The sequence below is a fragment of the Ruegeria sp. CDSC025 genome (assembly GCF_059610805.1).
The window spans coordinates 433589-454932 of sequence record NZ_JBXWOJ010000001.1; the positions used below are offsets into that span (position 1 = coordinate 433589).

The window sequence follows — 21344 nt, forward strand, 5'->3', positions numbered from 1 at the left end:
TGCGCTATTTCGGTTTAGTGAAATCGCGGCGCATCTGCGCCGCTTTTTCCCGCATAGAACACTCGGTCGCATGATCGTTTACTAGACCCATGGCCTGCATGAATGCAAAAACCGTGGTCGGGCCCACAAACTTCCATCCCCTCTTTTTAAGGTCTTTGGACATGGCAATAGATTCAGCCGAAGTTGAGGCTGTTTGCGGCGCTGGCGGTGAACTGGCCTCATAGCGCCAGACATAAGCTGCAATCGACCCCTCAGCTGCCACCAGCTCCTGGGCACGCCGGGCGTTGTTGATGACTGCTTCGATCTTTCCGCGATGCCTGACAATGCCTGCATCCAGCAAAAGACGGGTGACATCTGCCTCATCAAACTTCGCTATTGCGTTGTAATCAAAATGTTTAAATGCTTTTCGAAAGTTCTCGCGTTTGGAAAGAATGGTGCGCCAGCTGAGGCCGGACTGAAAGCTTTCAAGGCACAGCTTCTCAAACAAACGCTGATCGTCGCTGACCGGATAGCCCCATTCATTGTCGTGATAGTCGAAAAACTCTGGCGCAGACTGACACCATGCACAACGCGGTTGACCGTCTGGGCCGGTAACTGTTTCGCTCATCACTAAGTTCCCTTTTTGTTCTGGTATGAGCATAGGCATTTTCCAGAGGCCAAATCAAGAACGGAAAGTCAGCCGCGATACCAGTTCAGAATATAAACGCGTATTGCCGAAGCCAATCCAACCTCAGGGTCACGGTTAAAATCAATTTCCGCAGCTAAGGCATTGATTGCCATATCTTTATCAGCTGCAATGGCACGAAAGGATTTCCAAAACTCGTCCTCAAGAGATACCGAGGTTCGATGACCTTTAAGCGTCAATGAGCGTTTGATGGGACGTCCATTCATTTGTCGATCTCGTGCCCATCCAAGTCGCGCCGCGACTTTTCCAGGTGTTTTTTACTTGCGTCTTTCTCGGCTTTGTTGCGCCCAAATGACACGGCGTTCTGGTCGGCGCGGGCCTTTTTCTCGGCCCGCGCCTTGTCTTTTCTGTACCGGTTAAGATTGACCGGCTTTGCCATCAGTCCTTGGGCCCAATCATTTGTTCGGGACGCACAACCGCGTCAAAGGTCTCGGCGTCGACAAAGCCAAGCGCGATGGCCTCTTCCTTGAGGGTGGTGCCATTCTTATGCGCGGTCTTGGCGACGGTCGTGGCGTTGTCATACCCGATGGTTGGGGCAAGGGCGGTGACCAGCATGAGCGATTCCTTCATCAGCTTTTCGATGCGTGGTTCGTTGGCCTGAATGCCCAGCAACATCCGCTCGGTAAAGCTGTCTGTGGCATCACCAAGCAGTTGGATCGACTGCAAAAGATTGTAGGACATCATGGGGTTATAGACATTCAATTCGAAATGTCCCTGGCTGCCGGCGAATTTGATGGCGGCATCATTGCCCATGACATGGGCTGCGACCTGAGTCAGCGCTTCGGCTTGGGTCGGGTTGACCTTGCCCGGCATGATCGACGATCCGGGCTCATTCTCGGGCAGGATCAATTCGCCCAAACCGGATCGCGGACCCGAGCCCAACAGCCTGATATCATTCGCTATTTTATAGCAGCTACCAGCGATGGTCGCCAGTGCGCCTGACAGGAAAACCATCGCATCATGGGCGGCCAGCGCCTCGAACTTGTTCGGAGCGGTCACAAAGGGCAGGCCGGTGATATCAGCCATATTCACAGCGACTGCCTCGCTCCACCCGGTTTGGGTGTTCAGGCCGGTACCAACAGCGGTGCCGCCCTGGGCAAGCTCGTAAATGCCAGGCATCGCGGCGTTGACCCGTGCGATACCTTGACGAATTTGATGGGCGTAGCCGCCAAATTCCTGACCCAGTGTCAGCGGCGTGGCATCCTGCGTATGGGTCCGGCCGATCTTGATGATGTCTTTGAATTCTTCGGCCTTCTGCTCCAGCCCCGAGGCCAGCTTTTCCAGACCCGGCAGCAGAACGTCCCGAACGCTCATACCTGTGGCGATATGCATGGCCGTCGGGAACGTGTCGTTCGAGGACTGGCCCATGTTGCAATGATCGTTTGGATGAACCGGGTCTTTTGTGCCGATTGTACCACCCAGGATTTCGATAGCCCGGTTCGCAATAACCTCGTTCGAGTTCATGTTCGACTGGGTGCCGGATCCTGTTTGCCAGACGACCAGCGGAAAGTTGTCGTCGAACTTACCTTCAAAAACCTCACCCGCGGCCTGAATCACCGCATCCGCAATCCGCGCGTCCAGTTTCCCTGTCGACTTGTTCTGCATGGCGCAGGCTTTTTTGATCACACCTAAGGCCCGCACGATGGCCACAGGCTGTTTTTCCCATCCAATGGGGAAGTTCATAATCGAACGCTGGGTCTGCGCACCCCAGTATTTGTCTGCGGGAACCTCCAGAGGGCCAAAGCTGTCGGATTCGGTGCGGGTTTGAGACATCGGTCACTCCGTCATGTATACCATTGCATGCCAATTACAGTCAGCAGCGTCGCGGTGCAATCGGCCAGTTGCGCGCACCATAAACTTATGCCTGACAAAGGTATAGGCGCAGAGCTGCGTCATTTTTCTCGTCGCAATCGCCATCACCGCCATTGTACGCGCCGGTGGGTGAGCTACTATAGAGTCAGAGCACGCCGGAGGCCGCAATGCGTCTGAATCACCCGACCACTTGCCTGAATTTCATTATCTATTCCTTTGCCACCGTTCTGTGGGCCTCCTTGGCGGTAAATCCGCTTCATGCGGCAGATATTGAGCCCTTTGTTGGCAGCTACGTTGGGTCTGCCAATGTTGTCGATGCAAACGGGACCGAAACACCTCGTGATATGAGTGTGTCAATCCAGGAATTGAAGAACGGGTTCAATGTTAGTTGGAAGACGACAACTTACAAACTGAATGGCCGCGTCAAGGAACAGGCATTCTCGATTGATTTTCAGACCTCGGACAGATCGGACATCTTTTCCGCGGCCATGAAGCGCAATGTATTCGGCCATGAAGTTCCGCTTGACCCGATGCAGGGGGAACCGTTCGTCTGGGGCCGGATTGAGGGTCAAACTCTAACCGTGTTTTCGTTGTTCATTGCAGAAAATGGCGGCTATGAGCTGCAGCAATATGACAGAACGTTGGCAGAAGGCGGTCTGAACCTGTCATTTTCCCGTTTCCGCAACGGTACCAAATCACGTTCCGTAGAGACGTTCCTGACGAAAGAGTAAGCCCCGCAAACCGCGAGGCTTTCCAGCGCATATACTATTTTCTGAAGCTGTCCAGCGACACGACATCAGCGTCATGCTGTTGCGGTTCTTCTTCGACCTCGATTATCTCATCGTCCATCGGATCAAAGTCATCCTCTTCATCCGGGCTTTCAAAACGCAGGCCAAATTCCACAGAGGGGTCGACGAATGTTTTGATCGAGGCATAGGGGATGTACAAAGGTTCCGGCGCGTCGCCAAAGTTGAGCGTGATGGCAAATCCGCTTTCGCCGACCTCAAGATTTTCGAACCAATGCTGCATCACGACAGTCATCTCTTCCGGATAACGATCATGCAGCCATTCGGCAATTTCCACGCCGTCACACCTGGTATCAAACGTAATGAAAAAGTGGTGCGCACCCGGCAGGCCATTTTCTGAAACGCTGGTCAGAACCGTCTTGATCAACCCGCGCATGGCGGTGTGCATCAGGTTCCCATAGTCGATGTCTTGCGACATGTGTCATCCTCAAAAGTGGCTTCCCTCAGCATAAGGGATTCCTTTGGAAACGAAAGGCCGGTTACACGCTGACTGTTCAGAGAAAAAACAGGCCGGTGCCAGCAGCTAGCATAACCACTAGCGTAAGCGCCATGCCGAATTTAAGTTTAAAAATCAACGCTCCGGCGAAGACAGTCAGCACAGCAGCTTTCACATCCAATGAGGTCAATTCTGGCCAGGGCAGGCTGATTGGTCCAAAGGTTTTGTTTGGCAGGTCTGAAAACAGCACATTCAGGGCAAACCACACGGATAGGTTGAGAATCACCCCAACCACAGCAGAGGTAATACCTTGCAGGGCCGCCGATAACCGGGGCCGCGCAGCGATGTGGTCAAGATAGGGGGCTGTGAGGAATATCCACAGAAAGCAGGGAACGAATGTTGCCCAAAGCGCCACGATACCTGCGGCGATGGCCAGCATCGATCCGCCCGAGATCTGACCGGTCAGCATAGCGACAAATTGTGTTACCAAAATCAAAGGCCCCGGTGTCGTTTCCGCCAGACCAAGCGCGTCGATCATCTGATCTGTGGATATCCAGTTATACTGATCCACAACGGTCTGCGTTATGTAAGCTAGAACAGCGTAGGCCCCGCCAAATGTCACAACTGCGAGGCGGGCAAAGAACCAGCCAAGATCGCTGAGAAGTTTCTGACCAGAAAGACTTAACAGCCACAACGGGCCAAGCCACAGAACCAACCAGATCGACGCGTTCCGCAGCACTTCGCTTAGGCGCGGGGTGGGGGTGTCGACCGGTCGGGCGGCGACGCCGTTGAAGCTCAGATACCCCCAAAGGGCTGCCGCCGCGATGATTGCGGGGAAGGGGAGGTCGAACAGAAAGATTGCCAGAAACGCGAGGCCCGAGATCGCACGATGTGAGACGTCCGACAGCGCTTTGCGGGACAGGTTTCGCAGGGCCTGTAGCACGATGATGATCACCGTAGCTTTCACGCCCAGAAACGCGGCCTGCACCAGAGGAAGCGCGCCATAGGCCGCGTATAGTGCCACCAATGCTGAGATAATGATCGCACCGGGCAGAACAAACAGGCTGCCTGCGATCATACCGCCCGAGACGCCGCGCAGACGCCAGCCGGAATAAGTTGCAAGCTGCATCGCCTCGGGGCCGGGCAGCAACATGCACAGCGACAGAGCCCGAAGATAGGTTTCTTCGTCCAGCCAGGGACGCCTTTCGACGAGTTCCTGATGCATCAATGATATCTGGGCTGCCGGGCCGCCGAAGGACAGCAATCCAATGCGGCCGAACACGCGGATGAGTTCAGGATATGTTGGTGTGCTCATTTCTCGACTGCCGGCCAATCATGTTTCTCGTCAAACCCGTCGCGGGCCCAGAGATACAAGGCATCGTACAGATGCATCCCGGCCTCGATTGCCTGATGGTCGTCTTTATATTGGCGCGATAGCCCCACCGAGACCGCAAGAAGCCCGGCTGCTTCGGGCGCCAGATCATGCCTGTTCGTATCCGCGGCCCGGACAACTGTCGCAAGCCTGTTCATTGCGGGTGTAGCAAGCTGGAAATCTTTTACCAAAGCATCAAATGTGCAGTTATCCCCACGATGGCTCCAGCGGACGCCCTCAACATCGAACGGGGTGGCGTTAAAGACTTCGGATACCTTTGCCACTTCGGATGGGGCAACAAACAGAAAACGTGCGTTGGGGTCGATGAACCGGCGGATCAACCAGGGGCAGGCGATGCGGTCAATCTTAGGCCGATGGCGCGTTACCCAGAGTGAAGGAGACGCTGGTATATCTGCAAATGGGATGCGCGGTGCATCGGGCGTCTCGCGCCAAGCATACATGCCGCCTTCCAGATACTCAGCAGCTACGCCTTCACTCCTTAGCCAGGAAACGACGGCCTGGCTCAGCTTTTTGCCCTTTTGGCAAATGATGATGCAGGGGCGGTTAGCGATGAGCCCCTTCACCCCATCCAGATCCTTCGCCGGATGACGAACCGAGCCCGGTATCAGATAGGGATCCTGTTCAAAATCGGTGTCAGTGCAGATGTCCACTAGAACAGGCGCCCGGGACGTTCCGATCAGACGTAACAGTTGTTTCGGTGTGATAGCATTAGGCGCAGGCATGGCATGTCTCCTGTGATCGACGGATACATGCGAAACTTGGGCTGTCGCCTCACGGGGCGTTCGCAATCTTACCCCATAGGCTTTGCTAACGCGACAAGCCAGTCGGGGTCAAGATTGCGAGCTCATTTCCTAGGCCCAGTCCAGCCGTTGACCAGTCATGCATACGGGCAGGGTGTCCTTGGGAAACTGACCAAGCTGTTCAAATAAGGAAATGAAGTCAAACTGGTTATACGCCTCGACAATACGACCTTCTTTAATGCGGCCAATCATACTGCCAGAGGCCTGCAGTGGTGCGCCGTTATCGGCGCGTGTTGTGCTGACCTGCAATATCGCCGATACCCAATCGCCATTTTCGATGATTTTGGGCAGCTCAACATGGATATCGCCCAGAATGTGGCGAAACGCCATGACCAGATCCCGAAAATCATCGGCCCCCACCTGCATTTCCGGAATCAGTCCTTCGGCTGTCGTTTCCGGCGCGAAATACCGATCAATCGCATCGGTATTTCCGTTTTCCCAAACCTCTGAATACCATTCTCTGAGTATATCTGCGTGTGACATCCCAGCTCTCCTTTTCCTCACGGGCCGAGCATGACGCGAATGAGTGAACAAACTCTGAACGTGAACACAGACAGGGTTAAACAGCAGACATTTAAGGGAAAATGCAGGTTTCTGTTGCCAGGTACCTGCGAACCCCGCCTTACGCTGCTAGGCGCAAGGGCTTAAGTTTCGGTCTTGCTACTGCTTACGCAGCAACTGCAACCGGAGCACGATTGTCATTTGCAATTGTACTGTTTGGGCCGGTACGGTGGCACCCCGCCGAGACAAAGCTAACCCCTTTAGACGTTCGTCGATCCTATTTCGGCCCCGCGATCCTCAAATGAAGGATGTTGGTGGAGCCGCCGGGTACCGCCCCCGGGTCCGATCCGCTTATTACGAGCGCGTTTATGTCCATAGTCCCGAAGGACATCCCTTATATAGGTGAGCCACAAGGGGAAAGCAAACCCCATACTTCAACGAAAAGACGGATTATATAATAACGTCTTAGCTTGTTCGGTTAATGTTTGCCAGGATCAGCCACAGCGCCAATATCAGCTCGATTCCCCCAAATGTCATCGCTTTGATCAAAGGGGGGTGATCCAGAATGACGGAAACAAACCGGCCCAAGGCTGCGCCGGCATAAACAACGCCCAACATCGCATAGGCCATGGGAGTGTTCAGCCAAATGACCGCAATTCCGGTGACAACAAAAAGCCCACCGACCGAAGCGCGCAATTCGCTTAACCCCATGGTGCTGTTCGTAGGCGCCAGGTCCAGCGAGGCCGCGGTCCAAGCGGGTGCTAGAAACCCAAAGAGGCCGAAACCGATTGTCAGAACCGCCGCGGCAATATTCAAAATCGACGTCATTGTACCCTCATTCGGTTGGTTTGCGCCGCTGTTTGGCGACGTCCAGGGCAAGCTTACGGGTATAAGCTTCGAGATCCACCAGTGCTGAATCTACCGCAGCAGCGTCCCGCCGATCCAAAGCATCGGCAATCTGGTTGTGCAATACGATGATCTCTTCTCGGGACCGCGCCGTAAACGTGATCATGTTCATCAAAGGCTGCATCGCCTCGACGGCGCCGGCCAGTTGATAGGACAACACCGGATTGCCGGCCCCATCGACCAATGCCCGGTGAAAGGTCACATCCGAGGCGCAAAAGGCTTCGTCTGTCAGCCCGGGTTGAGCCTGCCGAAATATCTCGGCACGCATCGTCGCCAGATGATCCGCCGTCCTGCGTTCGGCTGACAAAGTTGCGCAGGCGCGTTCCAGCGAATACCGAGCCTCGCAAGCCGTTTCAAAACTGACCGCGTTCATGGACAGCAGCAACGTGGATGTGGTGATCTGTTGGGAATACGCATCCTGATAGCTCAGCCGGTTGACAAATGCTCCGCCCGTCGCGCCACGTTGGGTGCGGATCAGGGACTGTGCCGCAAGGCGTTTAAGGGCCTCACGCACGGTTGGTCGGGACACCTGAAACTGGTCGGACAGTTCCGCCTCAGAAGGCAGGCGTTCATCTACAATCAACCGACCCGATATGATCGCATCTCGGATTGATTGGGCGATCTGAACCGAAAGATCAGCAGGTTTCTTGGGGTCGATTTTCATTTTGAGCAGGGCCGCAGGCAAATTTTCATTTGTCTGACATTTAAAAGTCTGACATTTGAATTGCAAGGACTGAGTCGGGAGGAACAAGTGAGTCGCGCAGTTCTACGTAATGGGTTTTGGCTGGGATTCTATGCTCTGATCCTGTGGGCGTGGTGGATGATGTTCGTGATGAACCGCGCCATGGATCTGGATTGGATCGGCCGTCCCGGAGCAATGGGGCAGGCGATGCGCGCCATGGACCCCAGGATGGACATGTATATGCCCATGGCAGAGTTCGGCCCGCTGTTTTGGATGTGGGCCATCATGATGGCCGCAATGATGTTGCCGACCATTATTCCAACTCTGCGCAGCTACGACGATCTAATCCGCAGTGCAAATGGCACACGCTCCGGCTGGATTGGTGTCTTGATTGGCTACTTCGTGGTCTGGGTCGGGTTTGCCGCGCTCATTACCGGGGTGCAACTGGTTCTGCTGTTTGGCGGCGTTGTCGACATGCTGGGCATTGCGAAATCCGGGCTTGTTGCGGGCGGGTTGATGATCGCCGTCGGCGCCTTTCAATTCACCCGCGCCAAAGAGCTGTGCCATGGGGTCTGCCATGCCCCAATGACCTATTTTCTCGGCCATTGGAAAACCGGTTTTTCAGGCGGTTTTCGCATGGGGCTTGGCCTTGGTGCGTTCTGCGTCGGATGCTGCTGGGGCTTTATGGCGCTCGGCTTTGTGGGCGGCGTCATGAGTCTGCTGTGGATGGGTCTGGCGACCTTTTTTATGGTTCTCGAAAAACTACCCCAGATCGGTCACGTGATTACACGGCCGCTGGGATTTGCTCTTATCGCGGGCGGCTGTGCCTTGCTCGTATACCCCTTTATCTATGGAGGATAAGCTATTGGCTAAGAACAAAAAACCAGAGGCAGATCGCCTGCCGATCAGCCAACGTATCGACAGCCGCATGCCCAACCCCAAGCGGCGTGAGATGAGCCCGACGAATTGGGCGATCAAGGGAGAGCTGATCCTTAACTGCTCGTGCGATCTGTTCTGCCCCTGTGTCGTATCGCTTGGCGCGCATCCTCCGACCGAGGGTCATTGTCATGCCTGGATGGGGATTGTCATCGATGAGGGCCATTACGAGGGCGAAGATCTGTCGGGCCTCAATGTTGGCCTTCTGGTCGATATTCCGGGTCGCATGGGTGAGGGGCAGTGGAAAGTTGCCGCCTATGTCGACGAACGGGCCAGCGGTAAGGCCTATAACGGGTTGCTCCAGATATTCAGCGGTCAGGCCGGGGGCACGACCGGCTTGTTTACCATGCTGGTCAGCGAAATTATCGGGGCCGAACGTGCCCCGGTTCAGATCGAACGCGACGGGACCAAGCGCCGCATCATGATTGGTCGGAAAATCCAGGGCGAAATCGAGATGTTGGCGGGCAAAGACCCCGAGCATCCGGTGATGGTCTCAAACTCGAAATACTGGATGGGACCGGACATTATCGTGGCGCGCGGCACCAAATCCAAGGTCCGCGACTACGGTCGGGTCTGGGATTTCGGTGGAAAATCCGCAGAAATTTGTCCAATCGACTGGCAGGGGCCGAAATAATACGAAATCACAAAGGATTACGTGCAATACGTGATCCAAATTTTCAATCGCCAGACACGCCATCGCGGCCTGTTGCACCAGATGCTGACGGGACCGCAGGCTTCGAATTGTGATCTGGCATTATGCCCGAGGAGGCTTGAGTGGCCAATATTTCCTTCTCTCGCCGGTTGCGGCGCACACCTTTTTCTGAAGGGGTCGAAGCCGCAGGCGTAAAGGCATTCACGGTATATAACCGGATGCTATTGCCAACGGTATTCGACAGCGTCGAGGCTGATTACCGGCACCTGAAAAAGCATGTCCAAGTCTGGGATGTCTCGTGTGAGCGACAGGTCGAACTCAGAGGTCCCGACGCGGCACGCCTTATGCAAATGCTGACGCCACGCGATTTGAGAGGCATGTTGCCCGGCCAATGCTATTACGTCCCTATCGTTGATGAGACCGGAGGCATGTTGAATGATCCGGTTGCAGTGAAACTGTCCGAGGACCGCTGGTGGATCTCCATCGCGGATAGCGATTTGTTGTTATGGGTCAAAGGAATCGCGAACGGCTATCGGCTGGATGTTCTAGTGGATGAGCCGGACGTCTCACCCCTGGCCATACAAGGTCCGATGGCGGATGAGCTGATGTCCCGCGTATTCGGCGAGCGCGTCAAAGATATCCGGTTCTTCAAATTCGACATGTTCGAATTTGCGGGCCGCGATCTGGCCATCGCCAGGTCAGGGTATTCAAAGCAGGGCGGGTTCGAGATTTATGTCGAGGGCAGCGATATCGGAATGACGCTGTGGAATGCGCTGTTTTCGGCGGGCGAGGATTTGAACGTACGCGCAGGTTGTCCCAACCTGATCGAACGCATTGAGGCTGGGTTGCTGTCCTACGGAAACGATATGACCGACGACAACACCCCACATGAATGTGGCCTGGGCAAGTTCTGTAACACACACACGGCGATTGGCTGCATTGGCCGGGACGCATTGTTGCGGGTCGCGAAAGAAGGGCCGATCCAGCAAATCCGTCCGATTGAAATCGCTGGGCCGGCCGTTGGTGCCTGCGTTGCTCCATGGTCGGTATACGCTCAGGGGAAACGGGTCGGTCAAATCACTTCTGCCGCTTGGTCTCCGGATTTCAACACCAATGTTTCCATTGGGATGCTCAAGCTCAGCCATTGGGACGAAGGCACGAAGATAGAGGTCGAAACGCCCGACGGTATGCGTGAGGCGACTGTAAGGGAAAAATTCTGGATCTGATCGAAAAAGCCGCATCGGGTCGAGAAACAGGATATTACACGGGGTCGGGGCTGTACTCTGACGTCCAAAACAGGAGGACATTTTGATGTTCAACGCACTGGTGATGGAAAAAGACGAGGAAAGCGGGCTGGCCAGCCCCTCGGTTCAGCAGCTTTCGGAAGGGGATCTGCCGCAGGGTGAGGTTACCGTGGCGGTTCAGTATTCAACGGTAAATTATAAGGATGGTCTTTGCCTGTCGCCCAAAGGCGGGGGGCTGGTACGCAGCTATCCGCATGTTCCTGGCATCGACTATGCGGGGACGGTCGAGTCGTCTTCGGATGAGCGATATAAACCGGGTGACAAAGTGGTCCTGACCGGTTGGCGTGTCGGTGAGGCGCATTGGGGTGGGTACTCACAAAAAGCCAATGCCCGTGCCGATTGGTTGGTTCCGCTGCCCGATGGGTTGGAGCCCCGCCAGGCGATGGCCGTCGGAACCGCTGGGTTCACCGCGATGCTGGCGGTTATGGCGCTTGAGGATCATGGGCTGAAACCGGGGCACGGTCCGGTCTTGGTCACGGGCGCGGCAGGTGGTGTCGGCTCGGTCGCGACGGCGATTCTTGCCAATTTGGGATACGAAGTGGCAGCCGTCACCGGACGGCCGGAAACCACCGATTACCTGAAGTCTTTGGGCGCCACGACCATTGTGCCACGCGAAGAGTTGAACGAGACAACTAAGCGCCCCCTGGAAAGCGAGGCATGGTCTGGCTGTGTGGACGCAGTTGGCGGCGCAATGCTGGCACGCGTTCTGGGGCAGATGAAATACGGTGCCTCGGTCTCGGCCGTGGGGTTGGCTGGCGGCGCGGGCCTTCCGGCAACTGTTATCCCGTTCCTTTTACGCGGTGTGAACCTCTTGGGGATCGACAGCGTGATGCAGCCTTATGAAAATCGGCTGCGGGCCTGGCAGCGGATAGCAACCGACCTTCCGATGGACAAGCTTGAGGCGATGATCCATCCCGCAAAGCTGAGCGATCTGCCCCAATTAGGGGCGGATATCCTGCAAGGTCAGGTAAAAGGTCGTGTTGTCGTAGACGTAAACGCCTGATCCGGAATGAATATGTCTGACCGACCGCATTGATTTGCGGTCGGTTAATTTTGTGGCTGCAGGTTTGCGGAATTCCGGCAAACACCTCTGGTCAATGGCGTAAATACGGACCATCATTGCTATACATCCCAAATTGAATGGCTTATGAGCCATGCAAACAGTACCTGAAGACGGGGAGTGAGCAGAATGTCTGACGATTTCGAACTGGACACAGACGACCTGAAACGCCGCATGGACGGCGCAATGTCAAACCTCAGAACCGAATTTGCATCGCTGCGCACCGGGCGCGCCTCGGCCTCGATGCTCGAGCCGGTGATGGTCGATGCCTATGGTTCGATGACGCCGATCAACCAGGTGGGAACGGTCAATGTGCCCGAGCCGCGTATGGTAACGGTCAATGTCTGGGATAAAGGGCTGGTCGGCAAAGTGGAAAAAGCGATCCGCGAAAGTGGGCTGGGCATCAACCCTCAGCTTAACGGAACGATCATCATGCTACCGATCCCGGAACTGAACGAAGAACGCCGTCGCGAGTTGGGCAAAGTCGCCGGACAATATGCCGAACACGCGCGCGTTTCGATCCGCAATGTGCGCCGCGACGGGATGGATCAGATCAAGAAGGCCAAGGCTGACGGTATGTCCGAAGATGACCAGAAGTTCTGGGAAAGCGAAGTGCAGGATCTAACCGACCAGATGATCAAGGTAGTAGATGCCGCGCTTGAGACCAAGCAGGCAGAAATCATGCAGGTCTGAGACCGGGTGATGCCCTCTTCCTCGCATACCATGCCCGAAAGAGGGCCCCAGCATGTCGCGATCATCATGGATGGCAATGGTCGCTGGGCGCAGGCCCGCGGGCGACCTCGCCTGTTTGGCCACCACGCCGGGGCAAGACGTGTGCGCGATGTGGTCGAGGCCTGCCCGAGGCTTGGTATCAAATATCTGACTGTTTTTGCGTTTTCGACCGAGAACTGGAAACGCACTCAGGTCGAAGTTGCCGGTCTGATGAGCTTGTTTCGGCGCTATATTATCAAGGAAACCCGGACGCTCCGAGACTCGGGTGTTCGGGTGCGTTTCATCGGTGACAGGGTCAGGTTGGATGCCAAACTGATCGAATTGATGGATACGCTTGAGGCCGAGACCGAGGGAAATGATCTGGTTCACCTGACCATTGCGTTGAACTATGGCGGTCGGGATGAAGTCGCGCGGGCTACCAAACGTCTGGCACAGGATGTCGCTGACGGGCGCTTGCATCCTGATGATGTAGACGAAGAAACGCTGCCGAAATATCTGGACACACATGTTCTTCCCGATCCTGATCTGGTGATCCGAACCAGCGGCGAGGCGCGAATTTCCAATTTTCTGTTATGGCAATCCGCCTATTCGGAATACGAATTCATCGACACGCTCTGGCCAGATTTCACTGCGGCAGAGCTTGAGCGCCTGTGCCTGAGCTATGGCAGCCGCGACCGACGGTTCGGAGCTGTACCGGCATGAGTGACGGGCGCTGGTCCGACCTGACTGCCCGCGTATTATCGGCGGGTGTCCTTGTTGCCGTTGGCGCTGTCGAGGTCTGGCTGGGCGGTCTGTGGTTCGAAGCCTTCATTTCCATTGCTTGCGGGCTGATGACCTGGGAACTGGTCCGTATGATCGACCCGGGCAGGAAAGCTGTTGCGATCCAGCTTGCCATATTGACCGGTTTTGCGGTGGTGCTGAGTTACCATCTTCCGGCACTCTATAAACTTCCCTTCTTGCTTGCTCCGGCACTGGTCGGGGCAGGGCAGGTCAGCCGGTACCGGGGTATCTATACCCTATTTGCGCTGTGGATCGCGGCCGCGGGGCTGGGCTTTATCTCAATCCGGACGAATATGGGGTTTGTCTGGATGGTCTGGCTGATATCGGTCGTCGTTGCTACGGATGTCGCCGGATATTTTGTCGGAAAGGCATTGGGTGGGCCAAAATTCTGGCCACGAGTCAGCCCGAAAAAGACGTGGTCGGGAACAGCAGGAGGCTGGGTAGCGGCTGCCATTGTTGGCTTAGCCTTTGCGGCTTACGGCGGCTTCGGAACTTGGTTCATCGTGATCTCGGTTCTGGCGTCAATGGCCAGCCAGGCCGGCGATATTGTCGAAAGCGCGGCCAAACGAAAATTCGGCGTCAAGGACAGTTCGAACCTGATTCCCGGCCATGGCGGCTTCCTTGATCGATTCGATGGGATGATGGGGGCCGCTCTGTTCGTTCTGCTTGTGGGGTTGATTTTTTCCCCCGGAGCCATGTGATGTGCAAAATCTCTGTTTTTGGCGCGACGGGTTCTATCGGGCAAAACACGATAGATCTGATTGACCGAAATCCATCAGCGTATGATGTTGTCGCCCTGACTGGTGGAGCCAATATCGAACAACTTGCACGTGACGCCAAACGTTTGAAGGCGGATATCGCGATTACAGCCCACCCAGACCGGCTTGAGGACCTGCGAGCGGCCTTGGCCGGTTCTGATGTCGAGGTCGCCGCCGGCGCGAATGCTCTGGCCGAAGCTGCGGCGCGACCGGCTGACTGGGTCATGTCTGCCATCGTTGGGGCTGCGGGGTTGCAACCAGGGCTGACGGCGCTTGAACAGGGCGCGACGCTGGCTTTGGCGAATAAAGAAACGCTTGTCTGCGCGGGTTCTTTGGTTCTGGATACTGCCCGAAAGCACAATGCCCGATTGCTGCCGGTGGACAGCGAACATTCTGCCGTTTTTCAAGCTCTGGTCGGTGAAGATATGGCATCGGTCGAGCGTATCATCATCACTGCCAGCGGCGGCGCTTTCCGTGATTGGCCAATAAGCAAATTGGCCTCAGCCACGGTTGAGCAGGCCTCGAGCCACCCGAACTGGAATATGGGGCAGCGGATCACGATTGATAGCGCTTCGATGTTCAACAAGGCGCTCGAGGTGATCGAAACACGCGAATTCTTCGGCATTTCCCCGGATATGATCGAAGTGATCGTGCATCCTGAATCCATCGTTCATGCGATGGTCGGGTTTAACGATGGCGCGGTTATGGCCCATATGGGCGCGCCAGATATGCGCCACGCGATCGGATATGCCCTGAATTGGCCAAAACGTCAGACCCTTCCGGTCGAAAGGCTGAACCTTGCAAAGCTGGGACAGTTGCGATTTCAGGAACCAGACGAAAACCGATATCCGGCTTTGCGGTTAGCGCGCGACGTCATGGAGCGGGGCGGGCTGTCCGGAGCGGTTTTCAACGGAGCCAAAGAATGTGCACTCGACCATTTCATTGCAGGTCGCATTGGTTTTCTTGATATGGCAGACATCGTGGCCGCCGTCTTGGATCGTTTCGATGCACAAGACAACCATATTGACGCCCCAATGACCCTTGATAACGTGCTGCAAACCGACCATCTGGCACGTATATGGGTCGATAACGCCGTTGCGCAACGAGCAGGAAAATAAATTGGACGTACTCTCACTGATCCCACAGTTCGGCAATTTGATTTACACCATATTCGCCTTTGTGATCGCGTTATCCGCCATCGTAGCCGTACATGAATACGGGCATTACATCGTTGGCCGTTGGTCCGGCATCTACGCCGAAGTGTTCTCAATCGGTTTCGGTCCCGTACTCTGGAGCCGTATCGACAAAAGAGGAACGCGCTGGCAGATCGCAGCGCTTCCATTCGGCGGGTATGTCAAGTTTTTGGGTGACGCCAATGCCGCATCCGGCAAAGATGAAGCGGCTATGTCTGAAATTTCCGAGCAAAGCCCGGAGGAGCTGCGCCGCACAATGCATGGCGCGCCACTTTGGGCCAGGACGGCAACTGTTGCGGCAGGGCCAATCTTTAATTTCGCAATGTCGATACTGGTCTTTGCCCTAATTTTCTTTACGCAAGGCGCAACCAGAGACCCTCTGACCGTTGGGTCACTGCATCCTCTGCCGGGGACAATTCAAGAGCTGCGTGAAGGTGATGAAATCCTCGCGATTGCAGGTATTGACCTGCCAGATTTCGAGCAAGAAGGATCGTGGAGCGAGTTCGTAGACTCTTTGCCCGTTGACCCCGTTCTTGATTACACAGTTCTTCGTGACGGTGACACATTGGACGTTTCCGCACCTTGGCTGTTCCCCCCTCTGATACAACAGGTTGTTCCGCGCAGCGCAGCAATGGATATCAGCCTGGCACAAGGGGATGTCATAACAGCGGTTAATGGCGACCCGGTTTATGCCTTTGAACAGCTCAAGGACCATGTGGAAAGCTCTGATGGGCGGCCACTGCTGTTGAATGTCTGGCGTGACGGAGCGGAACTGGAGTTTGCCCTGGCTCCACGCCGCACGGATGAGCCGCAGTCTGATGGTGGTTTTGTAACGCATTGGAGGATCGGGATCGTCGGCGGCATGATGCTAGAACCTGCAACCGAAAGGGCGGGCATCCTGACATCTCTCGGCGGCGGTGTACGACAAACATTGCGTATCATTGACGGGTCTCTTTCAGGTATCTGGCACATGGTGACCGGAGCGATCAGCACTTGCAACATGTCCGGCCCAATCGGAATCGCCGAAACCTCGGGTGCGATGGCCAGCCAGGGTGCGCAGAACTTCATCTTCTTTATCGCTGTTCTGTCAACTGCTGTCGGTTTGCTAAACCTGTTTCCGATTCCGGCTTTGGATGGGGGACACTTGGTATTTTACGCATATGAGGCCATCTCTGGGAAACCACCCAGCGACAAAGCGCTGCGGATTCTGATGGGCATCGGAGTGTCAATCATTCTGGCTCTGATGCTGTTTTCCGTCTCAAATGACCTGTTCTGTTGATTTGGGCGGAGCTTGCACAATCTAGTCGCAATTCCGCCCCAATTCCCTCATAGGATGTGTTCGTTTCATAATTTTGTCTGTCAGAGGCGATCATGGCGAATGCTATCAAAAAATCATATCGCAGCTTTAGCTTCCTGCTTGCGCTGAACTGGGACTCGATCTTGTTTTTCGGCGCGACTGCGTTGGCTATGGGTGGATGCGCTTATCTGATCACCATGTGATTCTGTTCCTTTCTTTTTATTTGCTGAACAGCGGCCCAATGGGCCGCTTTCTGTTTTTCGGCTTTTGACAAGGCCAGACAATCCCGTTACTCAGCTTTAAAGTCTTAAAATTCTGGGTAGAGAAAAATATGACCGACAGGCGAGGCGCAGGCACATCCTGCGGGGGGCAAAAGCCGGTAAACAAGATTTTGTGGCAGGCCCTAACATTCTTTTTCTTATTTGCCACAGTTAGTTTGCTGTCACTGCCGCAGGCTGCTCAGGCGCAAAGCTACACCATCAACTCGTTCGAAGTTGAGGGGAACAGGCGCATCGAGACATCGACAATCATTGCACGTTCGGGAATCGAACCTGGGCAGACGGTGACAGCTGGACAACTCAACGATGCCTTCCAACGGCTGCTTGACAGTGGTGTTTTTGAAACAGTCGATTTGACCCCTCGTGGCAGCACTTTGGTCATCAAAGTTCAGGAATATCCGACGATCAACCAGATCAGCATCGAGGGTAACAAGAGGCTCAAGGATGAGCTGTTGCTCAATGCCGTTTCGTCTCAACCCCGCCGGGTCTTTACGCCTCAGGTCGCTGAAGCTGACGCAGACATGATTGCCGAAATCTATTTGGCTCAAGGACGTGTTGCAGCAACCGTCATCCCCAGAATCATCCGCCGCAGCGACAATCGGGTAGACCTCGTTTTTGAAATCTCCGAAGGTACGACGATCGAGGTTGAGCGCGTAAGCTTTGTTGGCAACCGGGCTTATTCCGACCGGCGTCTGCGCCGTGTGCTTGAAACCAAGCAAGCCAATTTCCTGCGCACGTTCCTGCGGGGCGATACTTTTATCGCTGACCGGATCGAGTTCGACAAACAAGTCATCCGTGATTTCTACTTGTCGCGTGGCTATGTCGATTTCCGCGTCAACAGCGCCAATGTAGAATTCACACGTGAGCGCGACGCGTTTTTCCTGGTGATGAATGTAACTGAAGGTCAGAAATTCTCATTCGGCAAGATCACCACCGTAAGCGAAATACCCGGTGTTGATGCGGCAGAGTATCAGGCCGCACTCAAGATCAAGCCGGGTGTCACCTATTCTCCTTCACTGGTCGAAAACTCTATCGCCAGGCAAGAGCGTCTGGGCATTCGGCAAGGGGTGGACTTTCTGCGGGTTGAGCCGCGCGTCACGCGCAATGCACGTGATTTGACGCTGGATGTTGAATTCGTTCTGACCAAAGGACCGCGTATCTTTGTCGAGCGTATCGACATCGAGGGCAACACCACAACGCTTGACCGCGTGATCCGTCGTCAATTCGACACCGTCGAGGGTGACCCGTTCAACCCGCGAGAAATTCGGCAGGCGGCTGAACGTATCCGGGCATTGGGCTATTTCGCCGTCGCTGATGTTGAACCGCGCGAGGGTTCGACGCCCAGCCAAGTGATCGTGGATGTCGACGTCGAAGAACAGCCAACAGGCTCGCTCAGCCTCGGTGGTAGCTACTCGATCTCTGACGGTTTCGGCATTGCAATCGGCCTAAGTGAGTCAAACTTCCTAGGCCGTGGACAGACCGTCGGGGTTACGATTTCGACCGCACAGGATTCAGAAGAGTACTCCCTGAATTTCACCGAACCCTATCTTTTGGGCCGCAAGCTTCGCTTTGATCTTGGTCTGGGTTTGGCGTCGACCGACTCCAGTTTTGCCAGCTATAACACCGAGCGTGTGTTCTTTAACCCTCAGTTGAGCTATGCGATCGGAGAGCTTTCTTCGTTGCGCGTTCGCTATGCCTGGGAAAACAGCGAGATGAAGCAGCAGGACAACGAGGCAAACGGCGCGGTCATCGCCTCTGAGATTGATCAGGGTGAACGCACGACAAGTTCTCTGGGTGTGTCCTATGTATATGACAGCCGCCTTGGTGGGCTTAACCCCAATGCCGGTGTTCTGTTTGAGGTTGGCCTGGATGCCGCTGGGCTGGGTGGGGACAACAAGTTCTACAAAACCAGCGCACGCGGGATTGCCCAAACACGCGTTCTGAGTGAAGAAGTCGTTCTTCGTGCATCGCTTGAAATGGGTGCAATGCACTGGACTGGCAACGATTTCAGCCGGACGTTGGATCGCTTTGTGTTGGGCCCCAATAAATTCCGCGGGTTCGAGCCAGCCGGTTTGGGGCCACGGGATCTGTCAAATGGTCAGGATGACGCTATCGGCGGGAATTACTATTGGGTCGCGCGTCTGGAATCGGACTTTCCTCTGGGCTTGCCCGAAGAATTGGGCCTGCGTGGAGGCGTGTTCTATGATTTCGGTAACCTGTACAATATCGACGATGTAAACACTTCGGGTGCCAACATTGTCGGTGCGGATGGGTCTATCCGTCATGTTCTGGGTGTTGCAGTCCTATGGGAAACACCGTTTGGCCCACTGCGCTTTAACTTTTCGCAAGCGCTCAAGAAAGAGGACTTTGACAAGGAACAGAATTTCGACCTGACCATTCAGGCGAGGTTCTGATCTCGGATGCGAGGTAGTCTTCGAACCTATATGCAGGGCCCCATTCGGGCCCTGTGTCTTTTTCTGACCTTAACCCTGGCAGGACAGGTTACCGGACAGCAGCTTGGCGTGACACAAGCCAGCGTCCTGACAATCTCCAGCGAACGGTTGTTTTCTGACTCGGCGTTTGGACGTCGCATTCTCAGTGAGATCGAAGCAGAGGGGACTCTGCTTGCTGCCGAGAACGAGCGGATCGTTGCAGAGCTCAGCGCGGAGGAGAAGGACCTCACCGAAAAGCGCGCCTCTCTGTCTGCTGAAGAATTTCGTCCCCTCGCAGAGGCGTTCGACAGAAAGGTTCAGAACCACCGAGAAGGGCAGCGCGCCAAGCTTGATGCCCTTGCGCGTCGCAGTGAAGATGCACGACAGATGTTTTTTGAACTCGCCCGCCCAGTATTGATCGATCTTTTGCGCGAATCTGGCGCCTCTGTCATTATTCAACGCTCCAGCGTGTTTCTCAGTTCGGATCTGTCCGATGTGACAGATGCCGCCATCACCCGAATTGATACAGCCATTGGTGATGGAACAACACTTGACGAAGGTACAGGCGAATAGGTTTGCTTGCCCTCGGGTCGCGGTGTTGCTAACCACATTGAAAAGAGAAATCCAGAACAGGATATCAGAACTATGAGCACGGACACCAAAAGCGCCGACATTCAGCTGATTCAACGGATATTGCCGCACCGCTATCCGTTTCTGCTGGTCGACAAGGTGGTCGAGATTTCAGGCTTTCAGTCAGCGGTCGGCATCAAGAACGTCACTATGAACGAGCCGCATTTCCAGGGCCATTTTCCTGGTACACCGATTATGCCTGGTGTGACCATTGTTGAAGCAATGGCGCAGACCGCAGGTGTTATGCTTGGCGTTGGGATGGATGTCATCGACAGCGACTTGTTGATCTATTTCATGAATATCGACAAGTGCAAGTTCCGCCGCAAAGTCGTGCCCGGTGACGTGCTCGAGATGCATGTTGAAACTGTGCGCGGCAAGAAGGGTGGCAAGATTTTCAAGTTCTCTGGCAGGGCCACGGTTGATGGAGAGGTCGCAGCCGAAGCTGAGTTCTCGGCCTATGTTGATTGGGACATGGAAAAGACAACATGAGTGGCATTCACCCTAGCGCAATCATCGAAGACGGTGCTCAGATCGGAGAGGGCTGTGTCATCGGCCCTTTTTGTTTTGTTGGTTCAAGGGTGCGGTTGAAAGACCGGGTAGAACTTAAGTCGCATGTTGTTGTTACTGGTGACACCGAGGTGGATGAAGACACCATAATCTTCAATTTTTCGGTCATCGGTGAAATCCCGCAAGACCTTAAGTTCGGCGGTGAAGATACGCGGCTGGAAATTGGCAAACGAAACCGTATCCGTGAACATGTAACAGTGAATTCTGGAACAGACGGCGGTGGCGGTGTAACCCGGATTGGCGATGACTGTTTGCTGATGGCTGGTGTTCACGTGGCTCACGACGTTCAGATTGGCAATCGCGTGATCATGGTGAACCATTCTGGTGCCGCGGGACATTGCATTATCGAAGACGATGTTATCGTCGGCGGGATTTCGGGTTTGCATCAATGGGTTCGTGTGGGCCGAGGGGCGATTATCGGCGCGCTGACGATGGTGCCCAACGACGTGATTCCCTATGGGCTTGTTCAAGCACCTCGCGGCGAGCTGGACGGCCTGAATCTTGTTGGCCTCAAACGGCGCGGTGTCGCACGAGCTGATATTTCAGCTTTACGTGCAGCGTTTCGCGAATTGTCCGATGGTGACGGAACTTTTATGGACCGCGCCAAGCGCTTGGGTGAAGATGCCGAAAGCGAATATGTCCGCGAAATCGTCAATTTCGTAACCGGCGATTCGGATCGGTCCTTTCTGACACCGAGGAAGTAA

General features: G+C 55.0%; 25 protein-coding genes and 1 other RNA gene. 15 read left to right on the forward strand and 11 right to left on the reverse strand.

Annotated elements, in window-relative coordinates; all coding sequences use genetic code 11:
• Positions 1-4 precede the first annotated feature (4 nt).
• The 4 genes from AC2FH8_RS02130 to fumC form a co-directional block, all read right to left on the reverse strand.
• Positions 5-607, reverse strand: coding sequence for a DNA-3-methyladenine glycosylase I (locus AC2FH8_RS02130; RefSeq protein WP_496675474.1), 603 nt, complete (start codon positions 605-607; stop codon positions 5-7).
• Positions 608-675: 68 nt separating this feature from the next.
• Positions 676-891 (reverse strand): ribbon-helix-helix domain-containing protein, encoded by a 216-nt coding sequence (locus AC2FH8_RS02135; RefSeq protein WP_496687992.1) that lies wholly within the window; start codon positions 889-891, stop codon positions 676-678.
• Positions 888-1064, reverse strand: coding sequence for a DUF4169 family protein (locus AC2FH8_RS02140; protein ID WP_142633944.1), 177 nt, complete (start codon positions 1062-1064; stop codon positions 888-890). Before AC2FH8_RS02140 ends, AC2FH8_RS02135 begins: the two co-directional genes overlap by 4 nt.
• The gene (fumC, locus tag AC2FH8_RS02145; RefSeq protein ID WP_496687995.1) at positions 1064-2458 is read right to left on the reverse strand and encodes a class II fumarate hydratase; all 1395 of its coding nucleotides are present in this window, start codon (positions 2456-2458) and stop codon (positions 1064-1066) included. The genes AC2FH8_RS02140 and fumC overlap by 1 nt, the downstream gene beginning before the upstream one ends.
• 206 nt (positions 2459-2664) lie before the next feature.
• On the opposite strand from fumC, the gene AC2FH8_RS02150 reads away from it, so the two are divergent.
• Positions 2665-3228 (forward strand): hypothetical protein, encoded by a 564-nt coding sequence (locus AC2FH8_RS02150; protein WP_142633940.1) that lies wholly within the window; start codon positions 2665-2667, stop codon positions 3226-3228.
• Between the two features lie 34 nt (positions 3229-3262).
• Here AC2FH8_RS02150 and AC2FH8_RS02155 read toward each other — a convergent pair whose 3' ends face one another.
• The 7 genes from AC2FH8_RS02155 to AC2FH8_RS02185 form a co-directional block, all read right to left on the reverse strand.
• Positions 3263-3721 (reverse strand): SspB family protein, encoded by a 459-nt coding sequence (locus tag AC2FH8_RS02155; protein ID WP_142633939.1) that lies wholly within the window; start codon positions 3719-3721, stop codon positions 3263-3265.
• Positions 3722-3797: 76 nt separating this feature from the next.
• Positions 3798-5054, reverse strand: a complete 1257-nt coding sequence (gene chrA, locus AC2FH8_RS02160) for a chromate efflux transporter (RefSeq protein WP_496687999.1) — start codon at positions 5052-5054, stop codon at positions 3798-3800.
• Positions 5051-5854 carry a chromate resistance protein ChrB domain-containing protein gene (locus tag AC2FH8_RS02165; protein ID WP_142633935.1) on the reverse strand — a complete coding sequence of 268 codons (804 nt, stop codon included), beginning with the start codon at positions 5852-5854 and terminating at the stop codon, positions 5051-5053. The genes chrA and AC2FH8_RS02165 overlap by 4 nt, the downstream gene beginning before the upstream one ends.
• A 129-nt stretch (positions 5855-5983) precedes the next feature.
• Positions 5984-6415, reverse strand: coding sequence for an ester cyclase (locus tag AC2FH8_RS02170; RefSeq protein WP_142633933.1), 432 nt, complete (start codon positions 6413-6415; stop codon positions 5984-5986).
• A gap of 100 nt (positions 6416-6515) precedes the next feature.
• Positions 6516-6861: a transfer-messenger RNA gene (ssrA, locus tag AC2FH8_RS02175) on the reverse strand.
• Positions 6862-6898: 37 nt separating this feature from the next.
• Positions 6899-7261: a DUF4345 family protein gene (locus AC2FH8_RS02180; protein ID WP_496688002.1), complete on the reverse strand. Its 363-nt coding sequence runs from the start codon at positions 7259-7261 to the stop codon at positions 6899-6901.
• Between the two features lie 7 nt (positions 7262-7268).
• Complete coding sequence (locus AC2FH8_RS02185) at positions 7269-8003, reverse strand: FadR/GntR family transcriptional regulator (RefSeq protein WP_142633929.1); 735 nt, start codon at positions 8001-8003, stop codon at positions 7269-7271.
• 87 nt (positions 8004-8090) lie between these two features.
• Between AC2FH8_RS02185 and AC2FH8_RS02190 the strand changes: the two genes are divergently transcribed.
• The 14 genes from AC2FH8_RS02190 (at position 8091) to lpxA (ending at position 21344) form a co-directional block, all read left to right on the forward strand.
• Positions 8091-8882, forward strand: coding sequence for a DUF2182 domain-containing protein (locus AC2FH8_RS02190; protein ID WP_496688004.1), 792 nt, complete (start codon positions 8091-8093; stop codon positions 8880-8882).
• A gap of 4 nt (positions 8883-8886) precedes the next feature.
• The gene (locus tag AC2FH8_RS02195; RefSeq protein ID WP_281994647.1) at positions 8887-9591 is read left to right on the forward strand and encodes a DUF1326 domain-containing protein; all 705 of its coding nucleotides are present in this window, start codon (positions 8887-8889) and stop codon (positions 9589-9591) included.
• A gap of 140 nt (positions 9592-9731) precedes the next feature.
• Complete coding sequence (locus AC2FH8_RS02200; RefSeq protein WP_281994646.1) at positions 9732-10835, forward strand: dimethylsulfoniopropionate demethylase; 1104 nt, start codon at positions 9732-9734, stop codon at positions 10833-10835.
• A gap of 85 nt (positions 10836-10920) precedes the next feature.
• Complete coding sequence (gene acuI / locus AC2FH8_RS02205) at positions 10921-11916, forward strand: acryloyl-CoA reductase (protein ID WP_496688008.1); 996 nt, start codon at positions 10921-10923, stop codon at positions 11914-11916.
• A 186-nt stretch (positions 11917-12102) separates the two neighbouring features.
• A complete protein-coding gene (frr, locus tag AC2FH8_RS02210) occupies positions 12103-12666 on the forward strand; it encodes a ribosome recycling factor (protein WP_142633921.1) in 564 nt (187 codons plus the stop codon).
• Between the two features lie 9 nt (positions 12667-12675).
• Positions 12676-13407, forward strand: coding sequence for an undecaprenyl pyrophosphate synthase (gene uppS, locus AC2FH8_RS02215; RefSeq protein ID WP_281994644.1), 732 nt, complete (start codon positions 12676-12678; stop codon positions 13405-13407).
• Positions 13404-14186, forward strand: coding sequence for a phosphatidate cytidylyltransferase (locus AC2FH8_RS02220; RefSeq protein WP_142633917.1), 783 nt, complete (start codon positions 13404-13406; stop codon positions 14184-14186). The genes uppS and AC2FH8_RS02220 overlap by 4 nt, the downstream gene beginning before the upstream one ends.
• The gene (gene dxr / locus AC2FH8_RS02225) at positions 14186-15361 is read left to right on the forward strand and encodes a 1-deoxy-D-xylulose-5-phosphate reductoisomerase (RefSeq protein WP_496688012.1); all 1176 of its coding nucleotides are present in this window, start codon (positions 14186-14188) and stop codon (positions 15359-15361) included. Before AC2FH8_RS02220 ends, dxr begins: the two co-directional genes overlap by 1 nt.
• Before the next feature lies 1 nt (position 15362).
• Positions 15363-16715 (forward strand): RIP metalloprotease RseP, encoded by a 1353-nt coding sequence (gene rseP / locus AC2FH8_RS02230; protein WP_271947039.1) that lies wholly within the window; start codon positions 15363-15365, stop codon positions 16713-16715.
• Between the two features lie 92 nt (positions 16716-16807).
• Positions 16808-16936: a hypothetical protein gene (locus tag AC2FH8_RS02235; protein WP_271947040.1), complete on the forward strand. Its 129-nt coding sequence runs from the start codon at positions 16808-16810 to the stop codon at positions 16934-16936.
• A gap of 128 nt (positions 16937-17064) precedes the next feature.
• The gene (bamA, locus tag AC2FH8_RS02240; protein ID WP_142633911.1) at positions 17065-19425 is read left to right on the forward strand and encodes an outer membrane protein assembly factor BamA; all 2361 of its coding nucleotides are present in this window, start codon (positions 17065-17067) and stop codon (positions 19423-19425) included.
• A gap of 6 nt (positions 19426-19431) precedes the next feature.
• Positions 19432-20016, forward strand: coding sequence for an OmpH family outer membrane protein (locus tag AC2FH8_RS02245; protein ID WP_496688016.1), 585 nt, complete (start codon positions 19432-19434; stop codon positions 20014-20016).
• A gap of 72 nt (positions 20017-20088) precedes the next feature.
• Positions 20089-20562: a 3-hydroxyacyl-ACP dehydratase FabZ gene (gene fabZ / locus AC2FH8_RS02250; RefSeq protein ID WP_142633907.1), complete on the forward strand. Its 474-nt coding sequence runs from the start codon at positions 20089-20091 to the stop codon at positions 20560-20562.
• On the forward strand, positions 20559-21344 hold the full coding sequence (gene lpxA / locus AC2FH8_RS02255; RefSeq protein ID WP_271947043.1) for an acyl-ACP--UDP-N-acetylglucosamine O-acyltransferase: 786 nt from the start codon (positions 20559-20561) through the stop codon (positions 21342-21344). The genes fabZ and lpxA overlap by 4 nt, the downstream gene beginning before the upstream one ends.

Coding starts and splice junctions, on each gene's coding strand:
- AC2FH8_RS02130 (WP_496675474.1), bottom strand. CDS start 607: ATGAGCGAAACAGTTACCGGCCCAGACGGTCAACCGCGTTGTGCATGG.
- AC2FH8_RS02135 (WP_496687992.1), bottom strand. CDS start 891: ATGAATGGACGTCCCATCAAACGCTCATTGACGCTTAAAGGTCATCGA.
- AC2FH8_RS02140 (WP_142633944.1), bottom strand. CDS start 1,064: ATGGCAAAGCCGGTCAATCTTAACCGGTACAGAAAAGACAAGGCGCGG.
- fumC (WP_496687995.1), bottom strand. CDS start 2,458: ATGTCTCAAACCCGCACCGAATCCGACAGCTTTGGCCCTCTGGAGGTT.
- AC2FH8_RS02150 (WP_142633940.1), top strand. CDS start 2,665: ATGCGTCTGAATCACCCGACCACTTGCCTGAATTTCATTATCTATTCC.
- AC2FH8_RS02155 (WP_142633939.1), bottom strand. CDS start 3,721: ATGTCGCAAGACATCGACTATGGGAACCTGATGCACACCGCCATGCGC.
- chrA (WP_496687999.1), bottom strand. CDS start 5,054: ATGAGCACACCAACATATCCTGAACTCATCCGCGTGTTCGGCCGCATT.
- AC2FH8_RS02165 (WP_142633935.1), bottom strand. CDS start 5,854: ATGCCTGCGCCTAATGCTATCACACCGAAACAACTGTTACGTCTGATC.
- AC2FH8_RS02170 (WP_142633933.1), bottom strand. CDS start 6,415: ATGTCACACGCAGATATACTCAGAGAATGGTATTCAGAGGTTTGGGAA.
- AC2FH8_RS02180 (WP_496688002.1), bottom strand. CDS start 7,261: ATGACGTCGATTTTGAATATTGCCGCGGCGGTTCTGACAATCGGTTTC.
- AC2FH8_RS02185 (WP_142633929.1), bottom strand. CDS start 8,003: ATGAAAATCGACCCCAAGAAACCTGCTGATCTTTCGGTTCAGATCGCC.
- acuI (WP_496688008.1), top strand. CDS start 10,921: ATGTTCAACGCACTGGTGATGGAAAAAGACGAGGAAAGCGGGCTGGCC.
- frr (WP_142633921.1), top strand. CDS start 12,103: ATGTCTGACGATTTCGAACTGGACACAGACGACCTGAAACGCCGCATG.
- uppS (WP_281994644.1), top strand. CDS start 12,676: ATGCCCTCTTCCTCGCATACCATGCCCGAAAGAGGGCCCCAGCATGTC.
- AC2FH8_RS02220 (WP_142633917.1), top strand. CDS start 13,404: ATGAGTGACGGGCGCTGGTCCGACCTGACTGCCCGCGTATTATCGGCG.
- dxr (WP_496688012.1), top strand. CDS start 14,186: ATGTGCAAAATCTCTGTTTTTGGCGCGACGGGTTCTATCGGGCAAAAC.
- AC2FH8_RS02235 (WP_271947040.1), top strand. CDS start 16,808: ATGGCGAATGCTATCAAAAAATCATATCGCAGCTTTAGCTTCCTGCTT.
- bamA (WP_142633911.1), top strand. CDS start 17,065: ATGACCGACAGGCGAGGCGCAGGCACATCCTGCGGGGGGCAAAAGCCG.
- AC2FH8_RS02245 (WP_496688016.1), top strand. CDS start 19,432: ATGCGAGGTAGTCTTCGAACCTATATGCAGGGCCCCATTCGGGCCCTG.
- fabZ (WP_142633907.1), top strand. CDS start 20,089: ATGAGCACGGACACCAAAAGCGCCGACATTCAGCTGATTCAACGGATA.
- lpxA (WP_271947043.1), top strand. CDS start 20,559: ATGAGTGGCATTCACCCTAGCGCAATCATCGAAGACGGTGCTCAGATC.